General features: G+C 32.3%; 20 protein-coding genes. 16 read left to right on the top strand and 4 right to left on the bottom strand.

Annotated elements, in window-relative coordinates:
* Positions 1–67 precede the first annotated feature (67 nt).
* The 7 genes from AAHM86_RS00670 to AAHM86_RS00640 all read left to right on the top strand — a co-directional run bounded on the left by AAHM86_RS00670 (position 68) and on the right by AAHM86_RS00640 (position 3072).
* Positions 68–193, top strand: a complete 126-nt coding sequence (locus AAHM86_RS00670; RefSeq protein ID WP_342267910.1) for a hypothetical protein — start codon at positions 68–70, stop codon at positions 191–193.
* 147 nt (positions 194–340) lie between these two features.
* The gene (locus AAHM86_RS00665) at positions 341–886 is read left to right on the top strand and encodes an IS5 family transposase (protein ID WP_342267909.1); all 546 of its coding nucleotides are present in this window, start codon (positions 341–343) and stop codon (positions 884–886) included.
* Positions 853–1146 carry a transposase gene (locus AAHM86_RS00660; protein WP_342268327.1) on the top strand — a complete coding sequence of 98 codons (294 nt, stop codon included), beginning with the start codon at positions 853–855 and terminating at the stop codon, positions 1144–1146. The genes AAHM86_RS00665 and AAHM86_RS00660 overlap by 34 nt, the downstream gene beginning before the upstream one ends.
* 36 nt (positions 1147–1182) lie before the next feature.
* Positions 1183–1617 (top strand): energy-coupling factor transporter transmembrane component T, encoded by a 435-nt coding sequence (locus AAHM86_RS00655; RefSeq protein WP_342268326.1) that lies wholly within the window; start codon positions 1183–1185, stop codon positions 1615–1617.
* 21 nt (positions 1618–1638) lie between these two features.
* Positions 1639–2424, top strand: a complete 786-nt coding sequence (locus AAHM86_RS00650) for a BPL-N domain-containing protein (protein WP_342267908.1) — start codon at positions 1639–1641, stop codon at positions 2422–2424.
* A gap of 281 nt (positions 2425–2705) precedes the next feature.
* Positions 2706–2828 carry a hypothetical protein gene (locus AAHM86_RS00645; protein ID WP_342267907.1) on the top strand — a complete coding sequence of 41 codons (123 nt, stop codon included), beginning with the start codon at positions 2706–2708 and terminating at the stop codon, positions 2826–2828.
* Between the two features lie 109 nt (positions 2829–2937).
* Positions 2938–3072 (top strand): hypothetical protein, encoded by a 135-nt coding sequence (locus tag AAHM86_RS00640; protein WP_342267906.1) that lies wholly within the window; start codon positions 2938–2940, stop codon positions 3070–3072.
* A gap of 20 nt (positions 3073–3092) precedes the next feature.
* On the opposite strand, the gene AAHM86_RS00635 is transcribed toward AAHM86_RS00640, so the two are convergent.
* Positions 3093–3737, bottom strand: coding sequence for a queuosine precursor transporter (locus AAHM86_RS00635; RefSeq protein ID WP_342267905.1), 645 nt, complete (start codon positions 3735–3737; stop codon positions 3093–3095).
* A gap of 270 nt (positions 3738–4007) precedes the next feature.
* On the opposite strand from AAHM86_RS00635, the gene AAHM86_RS00630 reads away from it, so the two are divergent.
* On the top strand, positions 4008–5177 hold the full coding sequence (locus AAHM86_RS00630) for an FAD-dependent oxidoreductase (RefSeq protein WP_342267904.1): 1170 nt from the start codon (positions 4008–4010) through the stop codon (positions 5175–5177).
* 588 nt (positions 5178–5765) lie between these two features.
* A complete protein-coding gene (locus AAHM86_RS00620; RefSeq protein WP_341747589.1) occupies positions 5766–6365 on the top strand; it encodes a RelA/SpoT domain-containing protein in 600 nt (199 codons plus the stop codon).
* A gap of 112 nt (positions 6366–6477) precedes the next feature.
* On the opposite strand, the gene AAHM86_RS00615 is transcribed toward AAHM86_RS00620, so the two are convergent.
* Positions 6478–7890 (bottom strand): phosphomannomutase/phosphoglucomutase, encoded by a 1413-nt coding sequence (locus AAHM86_RS00615; protein ID WP_342267903.1) that lies wholly within the window; start codon positions 7888–7890, stop codon positions 6478–6480.
* Between the two features lie 204 nt (positions 7891–8094).
* Between AAHM86_RS00615 and tsaB the strand changes: the two genes are divergently transcribed.
* Positions 8095–8772, top strand: coding sequence for a tRNA (adenosine(37)-N6)-threonylcarbamoyltransferase complex dimerization subunit type 1 TsaB (gene tsaB / locus AAHM86_RS00610; RefSeq protein WP_342267902.1), 678 nt, complete (start codon positions 8095–8097; stop codon positions 8770–8772).
* A 34-nt stretch (positions 8773–8806) separates the two neighbouring features.
* Here tsaB and AAHM86_RS00605 read toward each other — a convergent pair whose 3' ends face one another.
* Positions 8807–10129, bottom strand: coding sequence for a hypothetical protein (locus AAHM86_RS00605; protein ID WP_342267901.1), 1323 nt, complete (start codon positions 10127–10129; stop codon positions 8807–8809).
* 44 nt (positions 10130–10173) lie between these two features.
* Positions 10174–11847, bottom strand: coding sequence for a ribonuclease J (locus AAHM86_RS00600; RefSeq protein WP_342267900.1), 1674 nt, complete (start codon positions 11845–11847; stop codon positions 10174–10176).
* A 63-nt stretch (positions 11848–11910) separates the two neighbouring features.
* Here AAHM86_RS00600 and AAHM86_RS00595 point away from each other — a divergent pair, with 63 nt between their 5' ends.
* The 6 genes from AAHM86_RS00595 to AAHM86_RS00570 all read left to right on the top strand — a co-directional run bounded on the left by AAHM86_RS00595 (position 11911) and on the right by AAHM86_RS00570 (position 17252).
* Entirely contained in the window at positions 11911–12579 is a 669-nt protein-coding gene (locus AAHM86_RS00595) for a phosphatase PAP2 family protein (RefSeq protein ID WP_342267899.1), read from the top strand.
* Positions 12570–13337, top strand: a complete 768-nt coding sequence (locus AAHM86_RS00590) for an NAD kinase (RefSeq protein ID WP_342268324.1) — start codon at positions 12570–12572, stop codon at positions 13335–13337. The genes AAHM86_RS00595 and AAHM86_RS00590 overlap by 10 nt, the downstream gene beginning before the upstream one ends.
* Before the next feature lie 587 nt (positions 13338–13924).
* A complete protein-coding gene (locus tag AAHM86_RS00585; RefSeq protein WP_341747583.1) occupies positions 13925–14095 on the top strand; it encodes a hypothetical protein in 171 nt (56 codons plus the stop codon).
* Positions 14085–14528 carry a DUF2335 domain-containing protein gene (locus AAHM86_RS00580; RefSeq protein WP_375331075.1) on the top strand — a complete coding sequence of 148 codons (444 nt, stop codon included), beginning with the start codon at positions 14085–14087 and terminating at the stop codon, positions 14526–14528. Before AAHM86_RS00585 ends, AAHM86_RS00580 begins: the two co-directional genes overlap by 11 nt.
* 37 nt (positions 14529–14565) lie before the next feature.
* On the top strand, positions 14566–16437 hold the full coding sequence (locus AAHM86_RS00575; protein WP_342267898.1) for a patatin-like phospholipase family protein: 1872 nt from the start codon (positions 14566–14568) through the stop codon (positions 16435–16437).
* Between the two features lie 254 nt (positions 16438–16691).
* On the top strand, positions 16692–17252 hold the full coding sequence (locus AAHM86_RS00570; RefSeq protein WP_342267897.1) for a MepB family protein: 561 nt from the start codon (positions 16692–16694) through the stop codon (positions 17250–17252).
* Positions 17253–17358 lie beyond the last annotated feature (106 nt).

Here is a 17358-nt window from a genome sequence, read left to right as displayed (position 1 = left end):
CGCTTTTAGATTTAAGAAATAAAAAAAATTTTTCCAAGTAATAGAAGATTTAAAGCAAGTTGTTATTATGATTTCTCATGACCTTGAATTATTATCAAATTTTGATCGTGTAATTGTTTTTGATCAAGGGCAAATAGTTGGGGATGATCATCCTTCTATTACTATACCTTTATATAAAAATATGATGATATGAATTTAGATACTTATTATCAATATAACTCTCCTATCTATCGCTTATCCCCAAGGATTAAGCTATATTCTCTAGTCGTTTTTTCAAGCGGATTATTTTTAGTATCTAATTTATTGGGCATGTCGTCACGAGATTATAGTTGAATAATTTGTGAAGTTGGTTATACTAATTATAGTAATAGGGATAATAGTTATGGGGCTAGCACATAGAAGACATGATATAAATGATGAACTTTGGAATAAGATACAAAGGCATTTGCCTGGCAGGGAAGGTTGTTGGGGAGGGGTTGCAAAAGATAATAGAACCTTTGTAAATGCAGTAATGTGGATATTTAGGACAGGAGCTCCTTGGAGAGATTTGCCACCTGATTATGGGAATTGGAAGAATGTACACAGAAGATTCTGTAGATGGCGCGATAATGGAGTATGGGAGCATGTACTAAATATTTTTATAAATGCTCCTGATTTCGAATGGTTAATGATAGATTCAACATTTGTAAAAGTTCATAAAGCAGGACTTGGGGCAAAAGGCGGGAATCAAACGATTAGCCGTACAAAAGGGGGCTCAATACAAAGATACATATGGTCGTGGATGCGCATGGTATGCCGGTCAGAATTTATTGTTACAGAAGGTTCCAGAAACGATTGTACTCAAGCTTGTGAATTAACCCAAAATATAGAGGCGAGTACCTTATAGCAGATAAAGCTTATGACACAAATAGCATCGTAGAATTTGCTGAGCAAGCAAATATAATTCCTGTAATACCATCAAAAAGAAACAGAAAGATTCAAAGAGAGATAGATAAGGATTTATATAAGTTAAGGCACATTATTGAAAATACATTTCAAAAATTTAAAGAATGGCGTGGTATAGCAACAAGATATACTAAAAATACAAAATCATACATGGCAGGCCTTTGTCTAAGGGGATTATTAATGTGGGCTAAAATCTCGTGACGATATACCCTAGTATAAGCTTATTTTTTATATTTTATAGCTAAAATACCACTACAAAAATTATTTATTCAATTACGCCAGATTATTATTATATTATTAATTATTCTACTTGTTCATATATTTACCAATAATTGGATAGTAGGAGTACAAGTCATCACTCGATTTGCAACATTATTACTTTTTGCTTCATTGATAACACTTACAACACGTATATCTGAAATGATTGATAGCCTTAATGAAATTTTAATTTTATTATCTTATGTTGGAATTAATCATAAGAAAATAAGTCTATCCCTATCTCTTGCCATACGATTTATTCCTGTGATTGTTAGTATCTTTCAAGAAATAAGTGTAGCTCAGCGTACCCGTGGTTTAGAACGTAATTTTATTGCAACTATAATTCCTACAATTATAAAAATTCTAAAAACGGCAAAAAATATTGCTGAAGCTATTGAATCACGTTCTTGGTAATTAACTAATTATATTTATAGAATGAAGAAGAATATCATATATTTATATAATGATTTAGGAGTGTCTATCGAATCTATTAAGCACACTATGTATACACTAAAGCAAGTTGTTTTACCCAACTATAAAATACATTTCATTAGTGCTGCAGAAATTATAGAAAACAAATGGTCAAATCAAGCTGCTCTATTAATAATACCCGGAGGGAGGGATATATATTATGCTAAACAACTTAATGGAAAAGGAAATAAAGCTATAAAAGATTATGTAGAAATTGGAGGTAATTATTTAGGTATTTGTGCAGGGGCGTATTACGGTTCAGGATTTGTAGAATTTGATAAAGATGGTTCTTTAGAAGTTTTAGGAGAAAGAGAATTAGCATTTTTTCCCAACAAAACTATCGGTCCTGTCCTTGCAAAATACAATTATGACGATAATAGTGGTGTACGTGCAGCATTAATTAAGTTAGCTATAGACGATAATTCTTTATCTAAAAAAATTATGATTTATTATAATGGAGGTCCTTATTTTGTAGATACTCAATTATATAAAAATATAAATACTCTTGCGTACTATCAATTTCTAGACCAGTCAGTTTTACCAGCAGTTTTAAAAATCAAATATAATAAGGGAAATGTAATTTTATCTGCTGTACACTTTGAGTATTCTTCAAAGTTATTAAATATGAATGATAAATTTCATGCTCAAATTGTATCTGAATTAGAACAAAGTGAATTTGATAAAATTAAATTCGCGGGTGTTATTTTTAAATATTTAGGGCTTAGTACACGACATAAGATTCATTTGTAAATCGTGGTTTAGCAAAAGTCGTAAAACCTCAGATTTTGGACATTATTGCCATGAGCATAACAAAATTTTCAAAAGTAAAAAAATTATTATTAGCCCCAGCCATTCTCCGATTTTAGTGCATTTTACGAATGCATCAAACGGTGGACGCAAGGTATAGTCTAGCTTCTGACCGTTTAGTTTGAAATTCTTCTTTACTAACTTCACCACCAAGTCTTAAATCAATTAATGAATCTAGCTTGCTTTCGATCTCTGCATGTTATTTCTTTAGGTAAACAAAGAATATGCAAGAAATTCTAACTAGGAATATGCGTTTTTTCTTACATTTTACGGGAGATCCATACATAGGTTATGTTATAAATATTGGTCATTTTAGAATGTTATTGATAGATGTAAGTAAAAAATGACTTGATATACCAAAAATTAATAATTTAATTATTGACAGGGAATAGCGATTTTTATTCAAATTGCAAGTTGAAGTAGCTAAATTAATACTAGAATAATGACATGCCTTTTATGTTATACGAATATCTTAATGATTTTAATTGGACTATGCTTGAACTAATGGCTTATGAGCAGAAAATTGAAATTCTTTGGCATAGTTTGCAAAATAACTTGTGTGAGATACGAGAACAATTTATAGGAGAATAAAAATATAAAATTAACTTTTATTATTTAGTAACATATTTTATTATGCTAACTCCTATGTAAAATAAAGGAGTACTACATATTGTGAAGAAAAGTTTAAATGAATAGCTGTTCACTATAAGTGACCACATACGATCTATTGGTAGCACTCCAAATATACTCATGAAGCTAATAACAATACAAGTATCTACAAATAGCGAAATTGCTGTACTGCCATTGTTCCTAAGCCATAGCCATCTAGCATGAGTGACTTTACGTATCCATAAATAAATTGTAATATCAATAAGTTGAGCAGTGTAACAGGCAATAATTGAACCTATGAAAGCAATACTATATAACCCAAAAACCTTATGAAAAGTTATATTATCGATTTTAGACCATTCTGTGGCATTTAACCTATCCATTATTGCTATAATTAATACAACAATTATATTCATAGCTAGTGCAAGTTTAACACAGAAATTAGCTTTGATTTTCCCATAAAATTCAGCAATTAGATCAGTAAGTAAAAATGTTAATGGGTATGTTATTGCACCTACAGAAAGTTCAAAAGTATAAAAAGGTAATATTGGTAAGAAAACAAACTTTTGATATATTAAATTACCTGTTACAATGAGAATTGCAAATAATACGCATATAGTAATATAAATTTTTTCATCTATGGTCATGTTTTTGGAATCATAAATTAAGAATATTTTGGGTAAAAACTATATTAAAATAAATAAATCTACCTAGAATTCAACTTATAAAATTATTTATATATGGTAAAGCTTGTTGTATTACATCATCATCCACCACGGTTTCACCATATAATTAATATTGTGACATTAATACAAAAATTTTACTTTTCTTGTATGTAGAATAATACAATTATTCTTTACTAAAATACACCAATATCTATATTAACTCTAAATTAAATTTTTTTAAAGGTTACAATTGTGCTCAAGAAAATTAAGGTACTTTGCATGGCTACTCTGATGGTTATAACACCAACTTTAACAATGGCAATTAGTGGTGAAGTTAGAAAAATTACTCCACCAAAATTAGACACTGCATATTTGGGACAAAAAATACTTTGTTATCGTCCAATGAGACATGGTTCTCCTAAAATGAGTGTAGAGGAAAAAGATAGTAAAATAATCGCTAATAACTATGGACATGGTGGTAGTGGCTGGACTCTTGGATCTGGTTCCGCTGAGTACGTTAATAACTTACTTATAAACTCAAAATATGCAACTGATCTTACAAAAGATACGCCAATTACCATTATTGGAGCAGGCGTCTTGGGATTGTTTACAGCTTATGATTTAGAACAAAAAGGTTTTAAGAATATTACGATTGTTGCAGAAAAATTTGATGGACTGGCTTCTAATAATGCGGGTGGTTTACTTGCTCCAGTATCTATGGATAATGGTCAAAAAATACAGACAGTTCTTCAAAAAATAGAAATTGATGCTTATAAATTTTATGCGTCAATTGCTAAGAAACAGCATCCACACTTTAAGGAGGGAGCTATCATTGTTCCAACTTATTTTAGAACACGGGAAGAATCTGGTTTAGAGCCTTATGTTGGTAAAGTCATGAAACCAGCAAAAGATGTGACAGTGGATTTTGATAATGGTACGACAAGGAAGATGATTGTATATGATGACGGTATTTTTATGGATACAGGCATACTTATGGCAGAGCTTAACGAATATTTAAGAAGTAAAAATATTAAGTTTGTACAGAAAAAAGTTAACTCATTTGCTGAACTTGATGGAAAATTTATCTTCAATTGTACTGGGCTTGGTGCTAGTAAGCTTAATAATGATGAAAAATTGGTGTCAGTCCAAGGTCACTTGATTATGCTTAAAGATCAAAATCCTAAAAATCTACAATATATGATTTTGACTCGTTGGGATGAAGGTAAAACTAAGTTTGGACAAAAAGTAGAACGTGATTTTTATATTTTCCCAAAACATATGCCAAATACTGGTGTTAATGATGTAGGAGTCATTGGTGGTACTTTTATTGAAGGTGCAACACCTGCAACACCTAATGACGAGGAATTTGGTATTATACTACAAAATGCTAAAGAATTTTATGGGATTAAACAAGTCCCGTAATTAGGGTCATTTAAAAGTTGTAACTAATGATAGAAAAGTTTGTTTTTTAAAATAGACCTCCTTCGAAACTCTACTTCTGCTGGTGATTTGTACATCGATGCGGCACTCGAATCCGTAACGGAATTAGAGTACGCTGCGGTTCGAGGTGAAGCGTCTCCTTCAAATCCCTCAGCACAAGCTAGTTTCGAAAGAGGTCTAATGCATAAATGTCATTGCGAGGAGCTGCAAAGCGGCGACGTGGCAATCCAGTAATATCATTTATCTATAGATTGCTTCGCTTACGCTCGCAATGACGCTGTGGTATAGTTGTTTGTAAACTTTCGATAGCTGTGGATCGGTAGGTAGCCACGTACTAAATGTACGCCTAGCACCTCGATCCTTCGACTCCTGATACTATCATAATTTTGATCTTCGTTTATCAACTCTGAATTTACGAGTAGTATATTCTTAGTAAGTATAATTGCCTATATACTTATTCAATAAATAACTTTCTATCAATTGACAAGCTTATTTTTATTTGTTAGCATCAAAGACTCCATAACATTATTTTAAAAACAAATTCACGACAACTTAACTAGAATATCAAATATGCAATTTCAAGATACTAACGATTTACATAAAATAGCCGATATTATTAGTACTAAGCTAAGTGAACATGATATAGCAGCAACAACATATTATAGATTAAAAGACCCTTGTTCTGCCTTAAATAAGATGATACTAAAGACTAACGAATTAACGGATCTAGTTGCTTTTAGATTTATAGTTGATAAGCTAGAATATTGTTATAAAGTGTTAGATATTATCTGTGGCATCTATTCTGTTAAAACAACAGAGAAAAAGAATTATATTGATTATCCTAAAGATAATGGTTATCGTTCCTTGCATATTGTTACGAGTGTCGGCAACCCTAGACGTGATGTGGAAATGCAGGTACGAACCAATGAGATGCATGATATAGCAGAATTTGGTACAGCAAATCACAATGAATATAAAAAGATACAGGCAGCAAAGATAAGAGAGTTACTGCCTAGTGGCATGTTGAATGTGGCTGCTATTAATACTGAGCTAAATAAAGCGTACGACATCTTTACCAATTTTAATTGGACTATACAAGAACTTATTGATTATGAGCAAACAATTATAAACCTTTATCGTATTTATCAAGACAACTTGTGTAAAGTATAAAGTGCATAGTGTTATTGAGTAACTAAAATATGTGGTTAACGCGAATTTGGGATAAGAGTTTGTCAATTCTTATCCCAAATTGGGGTATATAGCTAAAATCTTTTCGGGTTAGCTATAGTTTCAAACCATGTTTGGCTAGTAAAGATGAAAGCTCTAGTTTTAGACTATTTAGTTTTTCCAAACTATCTGATTCATATTTAGCAATAATTTTAGCTTCAGTATTTGAAGCTCTTAGTAACCACCATGCATACCATTGAGATTCATTGGGCATATTATGTGAGTCAACCCTTATACCATCAATATCGTTGAAAGTGATATTTCTGCTGTTTAAATCCTCTTTTATTTGCTGAATAATATCAAATTTAAGGTTATCTGGTACAGAAATCTTAATTTCAGGGGTACTATAACATTTAGGGAACTCATATATCATATCATCCAAAGTTTTTTTTGACCTTGATAATAAATCAACAAACCGTAAGGCGGCATAAATTGCATCATCATATCCATAATATTTATCAGCAAAAAATATATGACCACTAGTTTCACCGCCAAGTAACGCCTTAGTTTTTTGCATCTTATCTTTGATAAAGGAATGACCTGTTTTGCACGTTATCACATTTCCGCCATATGACTTAATCTGATTAAATATGCTACTGCTTGATTTGATATCCATTATAATAGTTGCATTTGGATTTTGCTCAATTACATCTTTTGCCAATATAGCAAGGATTTGGTCGCCTAAAATTATTCGTCCTTTCTTACTTATAATGCCTATACGATCTCCATCCCCATCGAATGCAATACCAATATCGCAATCCTGAGTCTTAACTATCTCTATTAGTTGTTCTAGATTCTTGGGAATAGTTGGATCTGGGTGGTGATTAGGAAAATTACCATCAATTTGCGAATTTATAACGACATTTTTGTTAGGTAATCTTAATGCTAATAAGTCAATAATATTTCCAGCCGCACCATTGGCAGGATCCCATGCGATTTTTATTTGAGGTTCTATAGTTATTCCTTGCAAAATCCTATCTAGATATTTATCGGTAACATTTAAATTGCGTATATTACTTAGTGCTAGAAATTTTTTTGGTATAATAAGATTGGTGGACCAATCTTGACTTAGAATATTATTCAGTAAATCTTGTATTTGTTGGTCGAAAAAAGACTTTCCTTGTGATAACAACTTAAAGCCATTATCATCTTTGTGGTTATGGGATCCTGTTATCATTATGCTAGCTTGTGGCTTAAATATTTTATCAGCAAAATATAAAACAGGGGAGGGTACAATACCTATTGAGGTAACCTTCCCCTTAGCTGAAATAATGCCATTAACCAACGCATGGTAAAGGGCAGGGGAGCTTAACCTACCATCACGTCCTATAAATATTTCATTCCCTTGCTTTGATATATGCATTTTGGTAAAACAAAAGCCAATTTTATAAGCAATAGTTGGATTAATATCTATTAGACTGCTGCCACGAATGTCGTACAGTCTAAAAATTGTTCTATTTATTTTCATTGTCATTATAATTGAGTATACTTACAAAACTTGAAATATTGAGTATACTTGGTGAACTTCAAGAATTGGCGTCGTCGTGTCAAAGATCTGTGCTGCTCCGTTACTCATGTACGCCTAGCAGCTCGACTTTGCTACTGACTAGCTCTTCTTGAAGTTATACTATCGTCTACCCAACTCTTGAAATCATAGCAGTATATATTATAAATGAAAATTTTAGCATTTGATACGGCAAATAATAGTGCATCTGTTGCAATCTCTGAAGATCAGGTTATTCTAGCCTATATTGAGGAATTAAGGTCTTCTATGCAAGCTGAAACTATAGTGCCAATGATTGAGGAAGCACTGAAAATAGCAAAGCTTTCTTATCCTGACCTAGATTATTTAACCGTTACAAACGGTCCAGGTAGTTTTACAGGCATTAGAATAGGGTTATCAGTGGCAAAAGGCATTTTGCTAAGTATAGATATAATAGGCACTACTATATCTAATTTTGAGTTTTCCTGGTGGATGGCTAGCAGGCAAGTAAAAAATTATAATAAAATTTTTATTTTTCTCAATGCATATAGAGGACAATTATATAGCCAAGTTTTTGATCAAGATGAACAAGCTTCTATTCCGTCACTGATAAATTATGACCAAGCTGTGGAATTATTAAATACAGAAAATGCTGCTATTAATGTCTGTGCAGGTAGTGGGGTAGAGATGATATACGACAAGATTAGGGATATAAAAAATTTAACAATCTTACCTCGTTTTACTAGAGTTAAGGCACTGCATATATGTAAATATATAGCCGATAAAATAAGGAAGCACAATTTCTCTAACTCCATAGAACCGTTATATATTAGACCAGCTGATGCGAAGATTAGACTTCTTACATAATTCTACTGCTGCAAGAAGTCTATTAAAAATTTTCCTAACCTCTTCCTTTACCTTCTGTTTTTTCATTATGTGGAGGTGGTGACGTTGGTGCTTTAGATGACATATGTAATTTTGCTTTTTGTCCGACAAATTTTGCCTCATTCTTCAATTGTTCAGCCAATGGTAGTTTGCTCTTGTCATCAGAATATCCATGCAATTTGTCTTTTAAATATTCACAAATTCTTTTAATAAAATTTTTCCTTGGTATTATCGTATTCGATGATGCAGCTTGATCATTTACTAATTGCTTAGTAAATTTCTTTACTGTATATTTATTTGGATTATCGATAAACTTATTTAACTGTTCCGCAGCTTTTTTAGCAATGTTATTAATAGATTGTGAGCTTAATTTCCCTGTTTTTTTATCTTTTTGAGTTGCGATTGCTTGATCAATTTGCTCTATCAATACGTCAGCTAAAGCCTCTGTAGCACCATTTGCTTTTTTAAATGTACTTATTGTTTCCGGCTTCACCCCTTCATCTGATATGATTTTTGCAACTCTTTCTTTCATATCTGTTTTATATTGCTCTTCATTAAGAGGAACAGTTAATAATTCTTTCGATAAAGCCTTATTATTATCAATAATTGCTTGAGGGGATTTTTGCTCACAATTTGTTTGGATTGCTTGTATATCGCTAATAAATCGATCAGCAATCTTACCAGTGCCAGCTACATCAATTACTACTTGCGGTGTTAATTCAGAATCTCCTACTTTTCCTAACGTAGCGGTAATATTTACAGCCATAGAATCTTGGCTATTAAATTCCGTACCCATCATCTTCCTAAGGTCACTATTTGGCAAGAAAGCATCCATACTACAATCAAACATGATATTTTGTCCGCCGATATATGATACGTTATGATCTTTATCTATAGTGATCTTGGACATACTACCATTTCTTAGCCATTCACTTCTAGGATCATATCCATAGTTATCAAATGCTTTTAGTTGCAACTTAGAGAATCCAACTATACCACCAGCCATACCCCCTTGGTGATTTGCAGCTAAAATATATTCTGTTTGTGTTTTTGATAAATGATAATCATTTGTTAATATATCATGCATATCTTGATAAGTTACCTTATAGTCCTGATCTTTACCTAACTTACACTTAGCTAGTAAGTCTAATAGCTGTCCATCTAGGGTTTCAAGATAAAAGACACCACGCTCTATATCCTTGTTAACCTGTTTTTCACGAGACTTAGGATTTTCTTGATAATCTTTATCATATTTAGGATCAAAGGACTCTGCTATATATTGTAAGTCTTTATCTATATTTTGTGCAGCATCATCAGATGTAAAACTATATGATTTCATAATATAATATCTCCTTAGTTAACTTGCATTCAATAAACTAGTTTTCAATAAGCTTTTTCCACATTGACTATGATAATGGGTGATTTATTTATCTCATGTTTCAATGTCTTACGAATAGCTGACCTTACAGCATTCTCAATCTGTTCATTGAGAATGCTACCTTTTGATTTTCTCTGAATTTCTATCGTTTCAGCAATATCATCTTTAATCATATTAATTAGCTGTACATCATCGTCAGAGTCAAGAAGACCCGGCATAGATAAAATAGGGCTGCAACTAAGGCTACCATTTTTATTTATTACCAAACTTGCCACTACTATACCAGAATCACGCATACGTCTACGAGTTCTAAAAATTGATGATTCTGCTGGTAAAAGATAATTGCCGTCAACAGCCAAATAACCTGTTGTTACCTTGGATAAAATACGAGGATTATGAGGATCAAGTAATACTAAGCTACCATTTTCGACTTCAACAGCATGTTTTATACCATTTTTACGAGCTAATTTCGCGTGTTCATGTATATGTACCGGCTCACCATGCACTGGTACACAAATCTGAGGTCTAATTAGAGAGTACATGTGTTTGAGTTCGTCAATTGATGGATGCCCAGAAACATGTACAAAGTGATCTCGTTCAGTTACCACTTCAATTCCTGACCTCACAAAAATATTAAACATACGGAAAATTTTCTTTTCATTGCCAGGAATAATTTTTGAAGAAAATATAATTGTATCTTTAGGAGCTAACTTTATACTATGGTGACTATTATTTGCCATTTTTGCAGTAGCTGCTAGAGGCTCACCTTGGCAACCAGTAGCAATAACTAAAAGTTCTTGCCTTTTAAATCTTGCTATATCTCGTTCATCGATCAAAGGGGCAATATCTTTCATATAACCACTTTCCTGTGCTGCAAGCAAAATTCTATGCAAACTTCTTCCCGATAGGACAACTTTTCTTTTTGCCATCTGACCTGCGTGAATTAGAGTCTCAAGACGAGCCAAATTTGAGACAAAAGTTGTTACCACAACCATCTGAGAGCAACCTGCTATAATATCTACTAAACTTTTACGCACTTCTCCTTCTGAACCAGAAGTTCCTTCATTAAATACATTAGTTGAGTCACAGACTAAAGCTAGAACCCCTTCATCACCATAAGATTTTAGTAGAGCTTCATCAGCTTTCTTACCAAGTACCGGATCATTATCAAATTTCCAGTCTCCTGTATGGAGAATATTGCCAGCTTCTGTACGTATCATAATTGCCTGCATTTCTGGAGCTGAGTGGGTTAGCGGTATCATCTCTAGTTGGAATGGATCAAGATTTATTTTTGCCGAAGGCTTTACTTCATGAATTTTTATAGTTTTAGCAAAATCATATTCTGCTAATCTAAGTTTTAGAAAATTTGCTGTAAAGGTAGTGGCATATATTGGACATTCTAGGCTACTCCACAAATATTGGATTGCTCCCAAATGGTCTTCATGTGCGTGAGTTAGAACTAAAGCTACTATATCTTTTTTATAGCGTTCAATAAAGCTAATATCAGCAATTATCATGTCAACACCTGGTAAATAATCATCGGCAAAACCGCTACCGCAGTCAACCATCAACCATTTTCCTTGATAATGATATAGATTGACATTTATGCCTATTTCATTTGCACCACCAAGTGGTAAAAATAGTAAATCATTTTTATGGTTTTTAATGTTGAATGACATATTAACTTCTATATGATGTAGGATTTAAGTATACTTTTATAACTTATTTTTGGCTTTTAGTCTATGATTAATACTAATTTAGTTTATACTAGTATATTCACCTTTGGTATAGTTTTATTATTAACTATACTATTTCCTAATTTGGATATAGATTTCTCAAAATTATTCTACGACAGCAATAATGGATTTATCTATCGTAACAATAATATTGTACAATTATTATTTGAAGTTATTCCAATATTAACTACTATACTGACTATAGTAATATTACTATACCTATTTTACTTAATTGTTAAGTACAAAACTTTTAATAGGCTTATTATTTCAGGGGGTTTTTATATAATTTTATCTACAGCAATAGGTCCTGGACTACTAGTAAATTATATATTTAAAGAAAATTTTGGTAGGGCTCGTCCGCTGCAGATTAAAGAGTTTAATGGTACAAAAAATTTTACTAGAGCCTTCTCAATCTCTAATGAATGTTTACATAATTGCTCATTTTCATCAGGCCATGCAGCTATGGCGTATAGCTTAACTAGTTTTTCTTATGTTGCTCCTTTGATATTTTTCTCAAGAATTTATAGTATCACATTGATTTTTAGTACATTAGTTGGACTAAGTCGTATATTAATGGGAGGACATTTTTTAAGTGATGTACTGGCTTCATGTGTTGTTACACTAATAATTAATCATCTATTATATTTATGTTGGCAAAAACTAAAATTAATTTAAATAAAATTGCGATTGTTTATAATAGTTCGACAAAATCATTAAGACTAGTTAGACAGCTTGAACTAGTTTATAAGTTTTGTAAGGTAGAAGAAGCAGAAATAATTGTTGTAGTTGGAGGGGACGGAGAATTACTACATGCGATACACCGTTATATGCATCTTGATGTTTCTTTTTATGGAATTAATTCTGGTAACATTGGGTTTTTAATGAATCCAGTTATTGTTGAAAAGTTAATGGATAATTTACAAGAATCTATAATTTCTCATTTATACCCTTTAAAAATGCAAGCAGAAAGCATAGACAATAAAACCTATACTGCCCTAGCTATTAATGAAGTATCAATATTTCGTAAAACCAACCAAGCTGCTAAATTCAAGATCGAAGTTGATCAAGTTGAGCGTATGAGTGAATTAGTAGCCGATGGGGCAATGGTTGCAACCCCAGCTGGCAGTAGTGCATACAATTTATCTGCTGGAGGTCCTATTTTGCCACTTGAGTCAAACGTATTATGCCTCACACCAATTTGTCCTTTCCGTCCAAGACGCTGGCATGGTGCATTACTACCATTTTCTACTACTATAAAGTTTGAAATCTTAGAAAGTAATAAAAGACCAGTAAATGCAGCTGCAGATTTTCAAGAGTTTGATAATATTAAGTCAGTATTAATTAAATCTGTAAAAAACAAGAAGATAAAGTTACTATTTGATAAAAAAAATAGCCTTGAAAATCGAATTATTAAAGAGCAATTTAATGAGTAATTCACCTTACGTATAACATAAAAGTTATAGGGAGAATAGCCTAGGGCTATTAGCGAGGAGGCTGTAAGGCCGACGAAGCAATCCAGTAACATCATTTATCTATAGATTGCTTCGCTTACGCTCGCAATGACGCTGTAGTATAGCTATTTGTATAAACTTTCAACAGTTGTGGACATCCCCCCTAATGGCAATGATTACTTGAGCCTACTATATAATTTATTACATTAACTGAGGTTAAAAAAATAATTTTTATCAAAACTAAAGATTATTTCTCCCATTTTTCTTAAAGCTTTGTTATAATCACTCTAGGTGCTGTGAACCTAGTATCATAGTATCTTACATTTTTCTATAATCGTCATAGCAAGGCTCTTTAGATGCCGTGGCGATCTAGGTAAACAGCGAAGCTGTTTTTTTAGAGTAACGCTTCGCGTATCCTAGATTGCCGCGTTGCTGCTTTTGCGTGACTCCTCGCTAATAGACGCTCGGAAGGACTCTTAACAGTAGTGACATAAAAAATGTAGGATTGCTATGACCTAGTATACTTAAACTTGCATACTTGCTAATCTTATAATTTAATATGAGAATAAATGAATAAAGAATTTGTAAGACATTTCCTAATAGGCTTTTTTAGTGTATTTAAAATATCTCAAACGACAGTAAGAAAAAAGCCAGAGACAGATTTACTTGAATACTTTATTAGAGTAGAAAAAGATATTAATTCAACATTTCAAGAAATAAGAAAAGAATATGAAAGATAGTAAAAGTTTTTTTGCTAATAACAATAGGTTGAACAAAGGATATTTAAAAGTTAGTAATCCTAAGGAGTCTGATAATAGCTTCTATAGTAAGAAGTTTGCACATGTTTTGCCACCTGTAGATTTAATGGCAGAATATGAAAATATTTATCCAGGAACATTGACAAAGCTAATTGCCATGGCAGAAAAAGAGCAAGTACATAGACATCAGATGGATATTAAAAGTATTGAGGTTTATGAAAGCGTAACAAAAAAAGGTAGAATAAGTAGCATTATATTCATGATAATGGTCTGTATTACTACTGTAGTTTTGGCTGTGTTGGGGCATTTTATGATTGCCAGTATTTTCACTGTTTCAGTATTGTTAGGTATAGGAACTGGAGTATTCTTGTCTTCTGCTAAATTTACTAAGCGGAAAGACTATACTAGAAGGTAAAATTATATAAGAATCTTATAATAATTGAGTAAAGATTATGAGTAAATTACAAAAAGAAATGCAAGAAAGGCAGCAAAGTCCTTTTAAATATGTGGTTTTTAGTGGTGGTGGAGCTAAGGGGGCTGGATATTCTGGTGTTTATGAGGGTTTGAATGAATCTAAAGTAATTGAAGGGGTAGAAGCAGTTGCAGGATCATCGGCAGGGGCAATAGCTGCTACAGTGACAGCATTTGGTATACCACCTAAAGAATATGAAGCTATTTCAAAAAATACAAACTTCAAAGATTTACTTGGGACTCAAGGATTTTCAATTGGTCCGGTGCCGCTTAGTAAAGATGGCACTCCATTATACGAGCTTGTAGATAAGACTATAAGAAAAGGTGCTTATAATTTTTTAAAGGGCAAAAATTTTGTGGAACTTGCTACAGCGAGACATGAAAGGATTTTAGAAGAACTGAGAGAGTTAGACAAAAAAAGGCAATATCTTTTAAATACGATTGAAACATTAAAACAACAAGATGATAATAATAGTCAGCAGATTGCTGATATAAATGAAAATATTCAAGGTTTAGATTTTCAGGAACAAAATTTTAAAAAACAATCCATGAAAATTCAAGCTATAATAGAATCTAACGGGAAAGAATTCATTGAATTAACAGACAAATGTCAAAAGGGTGGTGAACTCCTTTTTAAGGATTTAGCTCTTTTAAGACTTCTTGATCCAGTGCAATTTAAAGACTTATTAATTACTGCAGTAAGGCGAGATGATAGTACTTTGCAAATTTTTAGTGCTGAAAATACTCCTTATGTTCCAATTGCTAGAGCTTGCCATGCTTCCGCTTCTCTTCCTTTAGTTTTTCAACCTGTAAAAATTGATGGTGTCGAGTATGTCGATGGGGGGTATAGAGACAACACTCCTATGGACTATTTCCCTGAAAATAACAGTAAAGTCGATGTTACGGAAGAGTTGGATGGTTTTGAGAATGTTACCCTAGCAAAAAAGCAAGGTAGGGTTTTAGCTCTTGCCTTCGGTAGTGGTATGGATGATTCAGCAAATATTGCTATATATAGTGCCAAGAATTTTGAAGGTCCAAATGTCCTAGTGAAATTTTTACTTGATGTAGTATATAAAATGCTAGCTAAAGTTGGTGGAAATTTTATATACACAAAAACTAATGAAAAGACTTTTGATGATTTACGTGAGAATGCATTAAATACGGTTGCATTAAATACTCAAGGTATATCTACTCTCAGCTTTGATGATGCTGAAAAATATGCAAGGTACTTACATATTAAAGGTCTTTTTCAGACTTTGGAGTATTTAGATAATTTTGAACTTGGTAAAGGGGTAGATAAAGCATTTGAACAACAAAAATTTCTCCTAAATGTTTATGAAGTTTATGATAATGAAAATTTGAATAAAACTTTTTTTAATAAGCTATTAGATCATATAGCCCCACCCCCACCGGAAGAAACTAAAAAAAAGAACTCTTGGCAAGATCGTGATGTTATGCGAAATCATCAAGAAAAAGCTGACACATTGTTATCTTTTTGTACGGAAGAACGCTGGAAGGGGAAAGATAACAAGGCTGTATTAAAAGAGTATGTAATAGTTGCAGCAACTGCACGCAGTAATGAACTTAGAAATGATACCAAGTCTATAGAATCACTGATTAAGACCTTAAATAATCCAACAACACCGAGTAAAATTAAAAATGATTTTGTAGAATTATTAGCTATTGATAAAAAACAAGATCAGAGATTTGATACAAGTAAAAGTCCAGCAAAGAATATTACTGAGTTTAAGTTTACAAAAGAAGATTTTAAAGATTTTCTAGGTAAAAATAAAAGTGAGGCATTTCGGATTAGTAGTGGAGGAAAGGGAGTAGGGCAGGCTAAGGGGGGATGACCATAAATATGGAAATTAATTATGGGAATAATTATACAAATTACCACGTCTATTATCGAAGAAGTAGCGAAGCACTACGAAGCAATCTATTTTTGGTTACTTTTATGTATAATATTCGTTGTAATGACTCTTTGTTCATTAGACCTTATATCATCTCGTTGAATAGCTGGATATTTATGAACAAAGGGGTGCTAATTATCCCAATTCGGGATAATTCAAAAGCTATTCTCAACTTTTAACAAATCTGTGGTACTATGGTGAATAATCTTATTTGTAATCCTACCAGCAAACCTTGGAGTACTAATGATTTAATCCACTCGGAACTTATTACATCGAGAGATCTAATATATAATCCATGTCAGTTTATATGTTCTGAACCAGTAATGGAAAGTGAAAGTATTGCATATGGAGTCTACATGTTCAAGTTAAATTCTATGAATGTTAGATTTCGTGTTGCTAAGATTACTCCTACAAAAATTGGTCAATTTGTAACACTATGGAAGAGAATTGGGAATGGATCAATTCAGCCATATGATATTGCAGATTCAATTGATCTTTTTATTGTAACAACGCGTAAAGGAGATAAGTTTGGTCAATTTATATTTCTACAATCTGTTTTGTATAAATATGATATAGTCTCGCATAATAACCAAGGTGGTAAGAGAGCAATAAGGGTATATCCACCTTGGGACATTGTTATAAACAAGCAAGCTAAAAAAACTCAAGCATGGCAACTAGAATATTTTTTAGAAATTCCAAGAAATAAACCAATTAACTACGCAAGAGCACAAATGCTTTATAATCAAGTTAAATAACCTGAATTCGATGTAACAAGTTACATCGAATTCAGTATTATATATAGAAACAATCAGGTTTGAAGCGGCTGCCCACCTGATTGTTAAAATATAATACTCCATTCAA

Source organism: Candidatus Tisiphia endosymbiont of Empis tessellata (assembly GCF_964031035.1).
In the GTDB taxonomy this organism is placed as follows: Bacteria; Pseudomonadota; Alphaproteobacteria; order Rickettsiales; family Rickettsiaceae; genus Tisiphia.
This window is presented reverse-complemented; position numbering and strand designations above follow the sequence as displayed.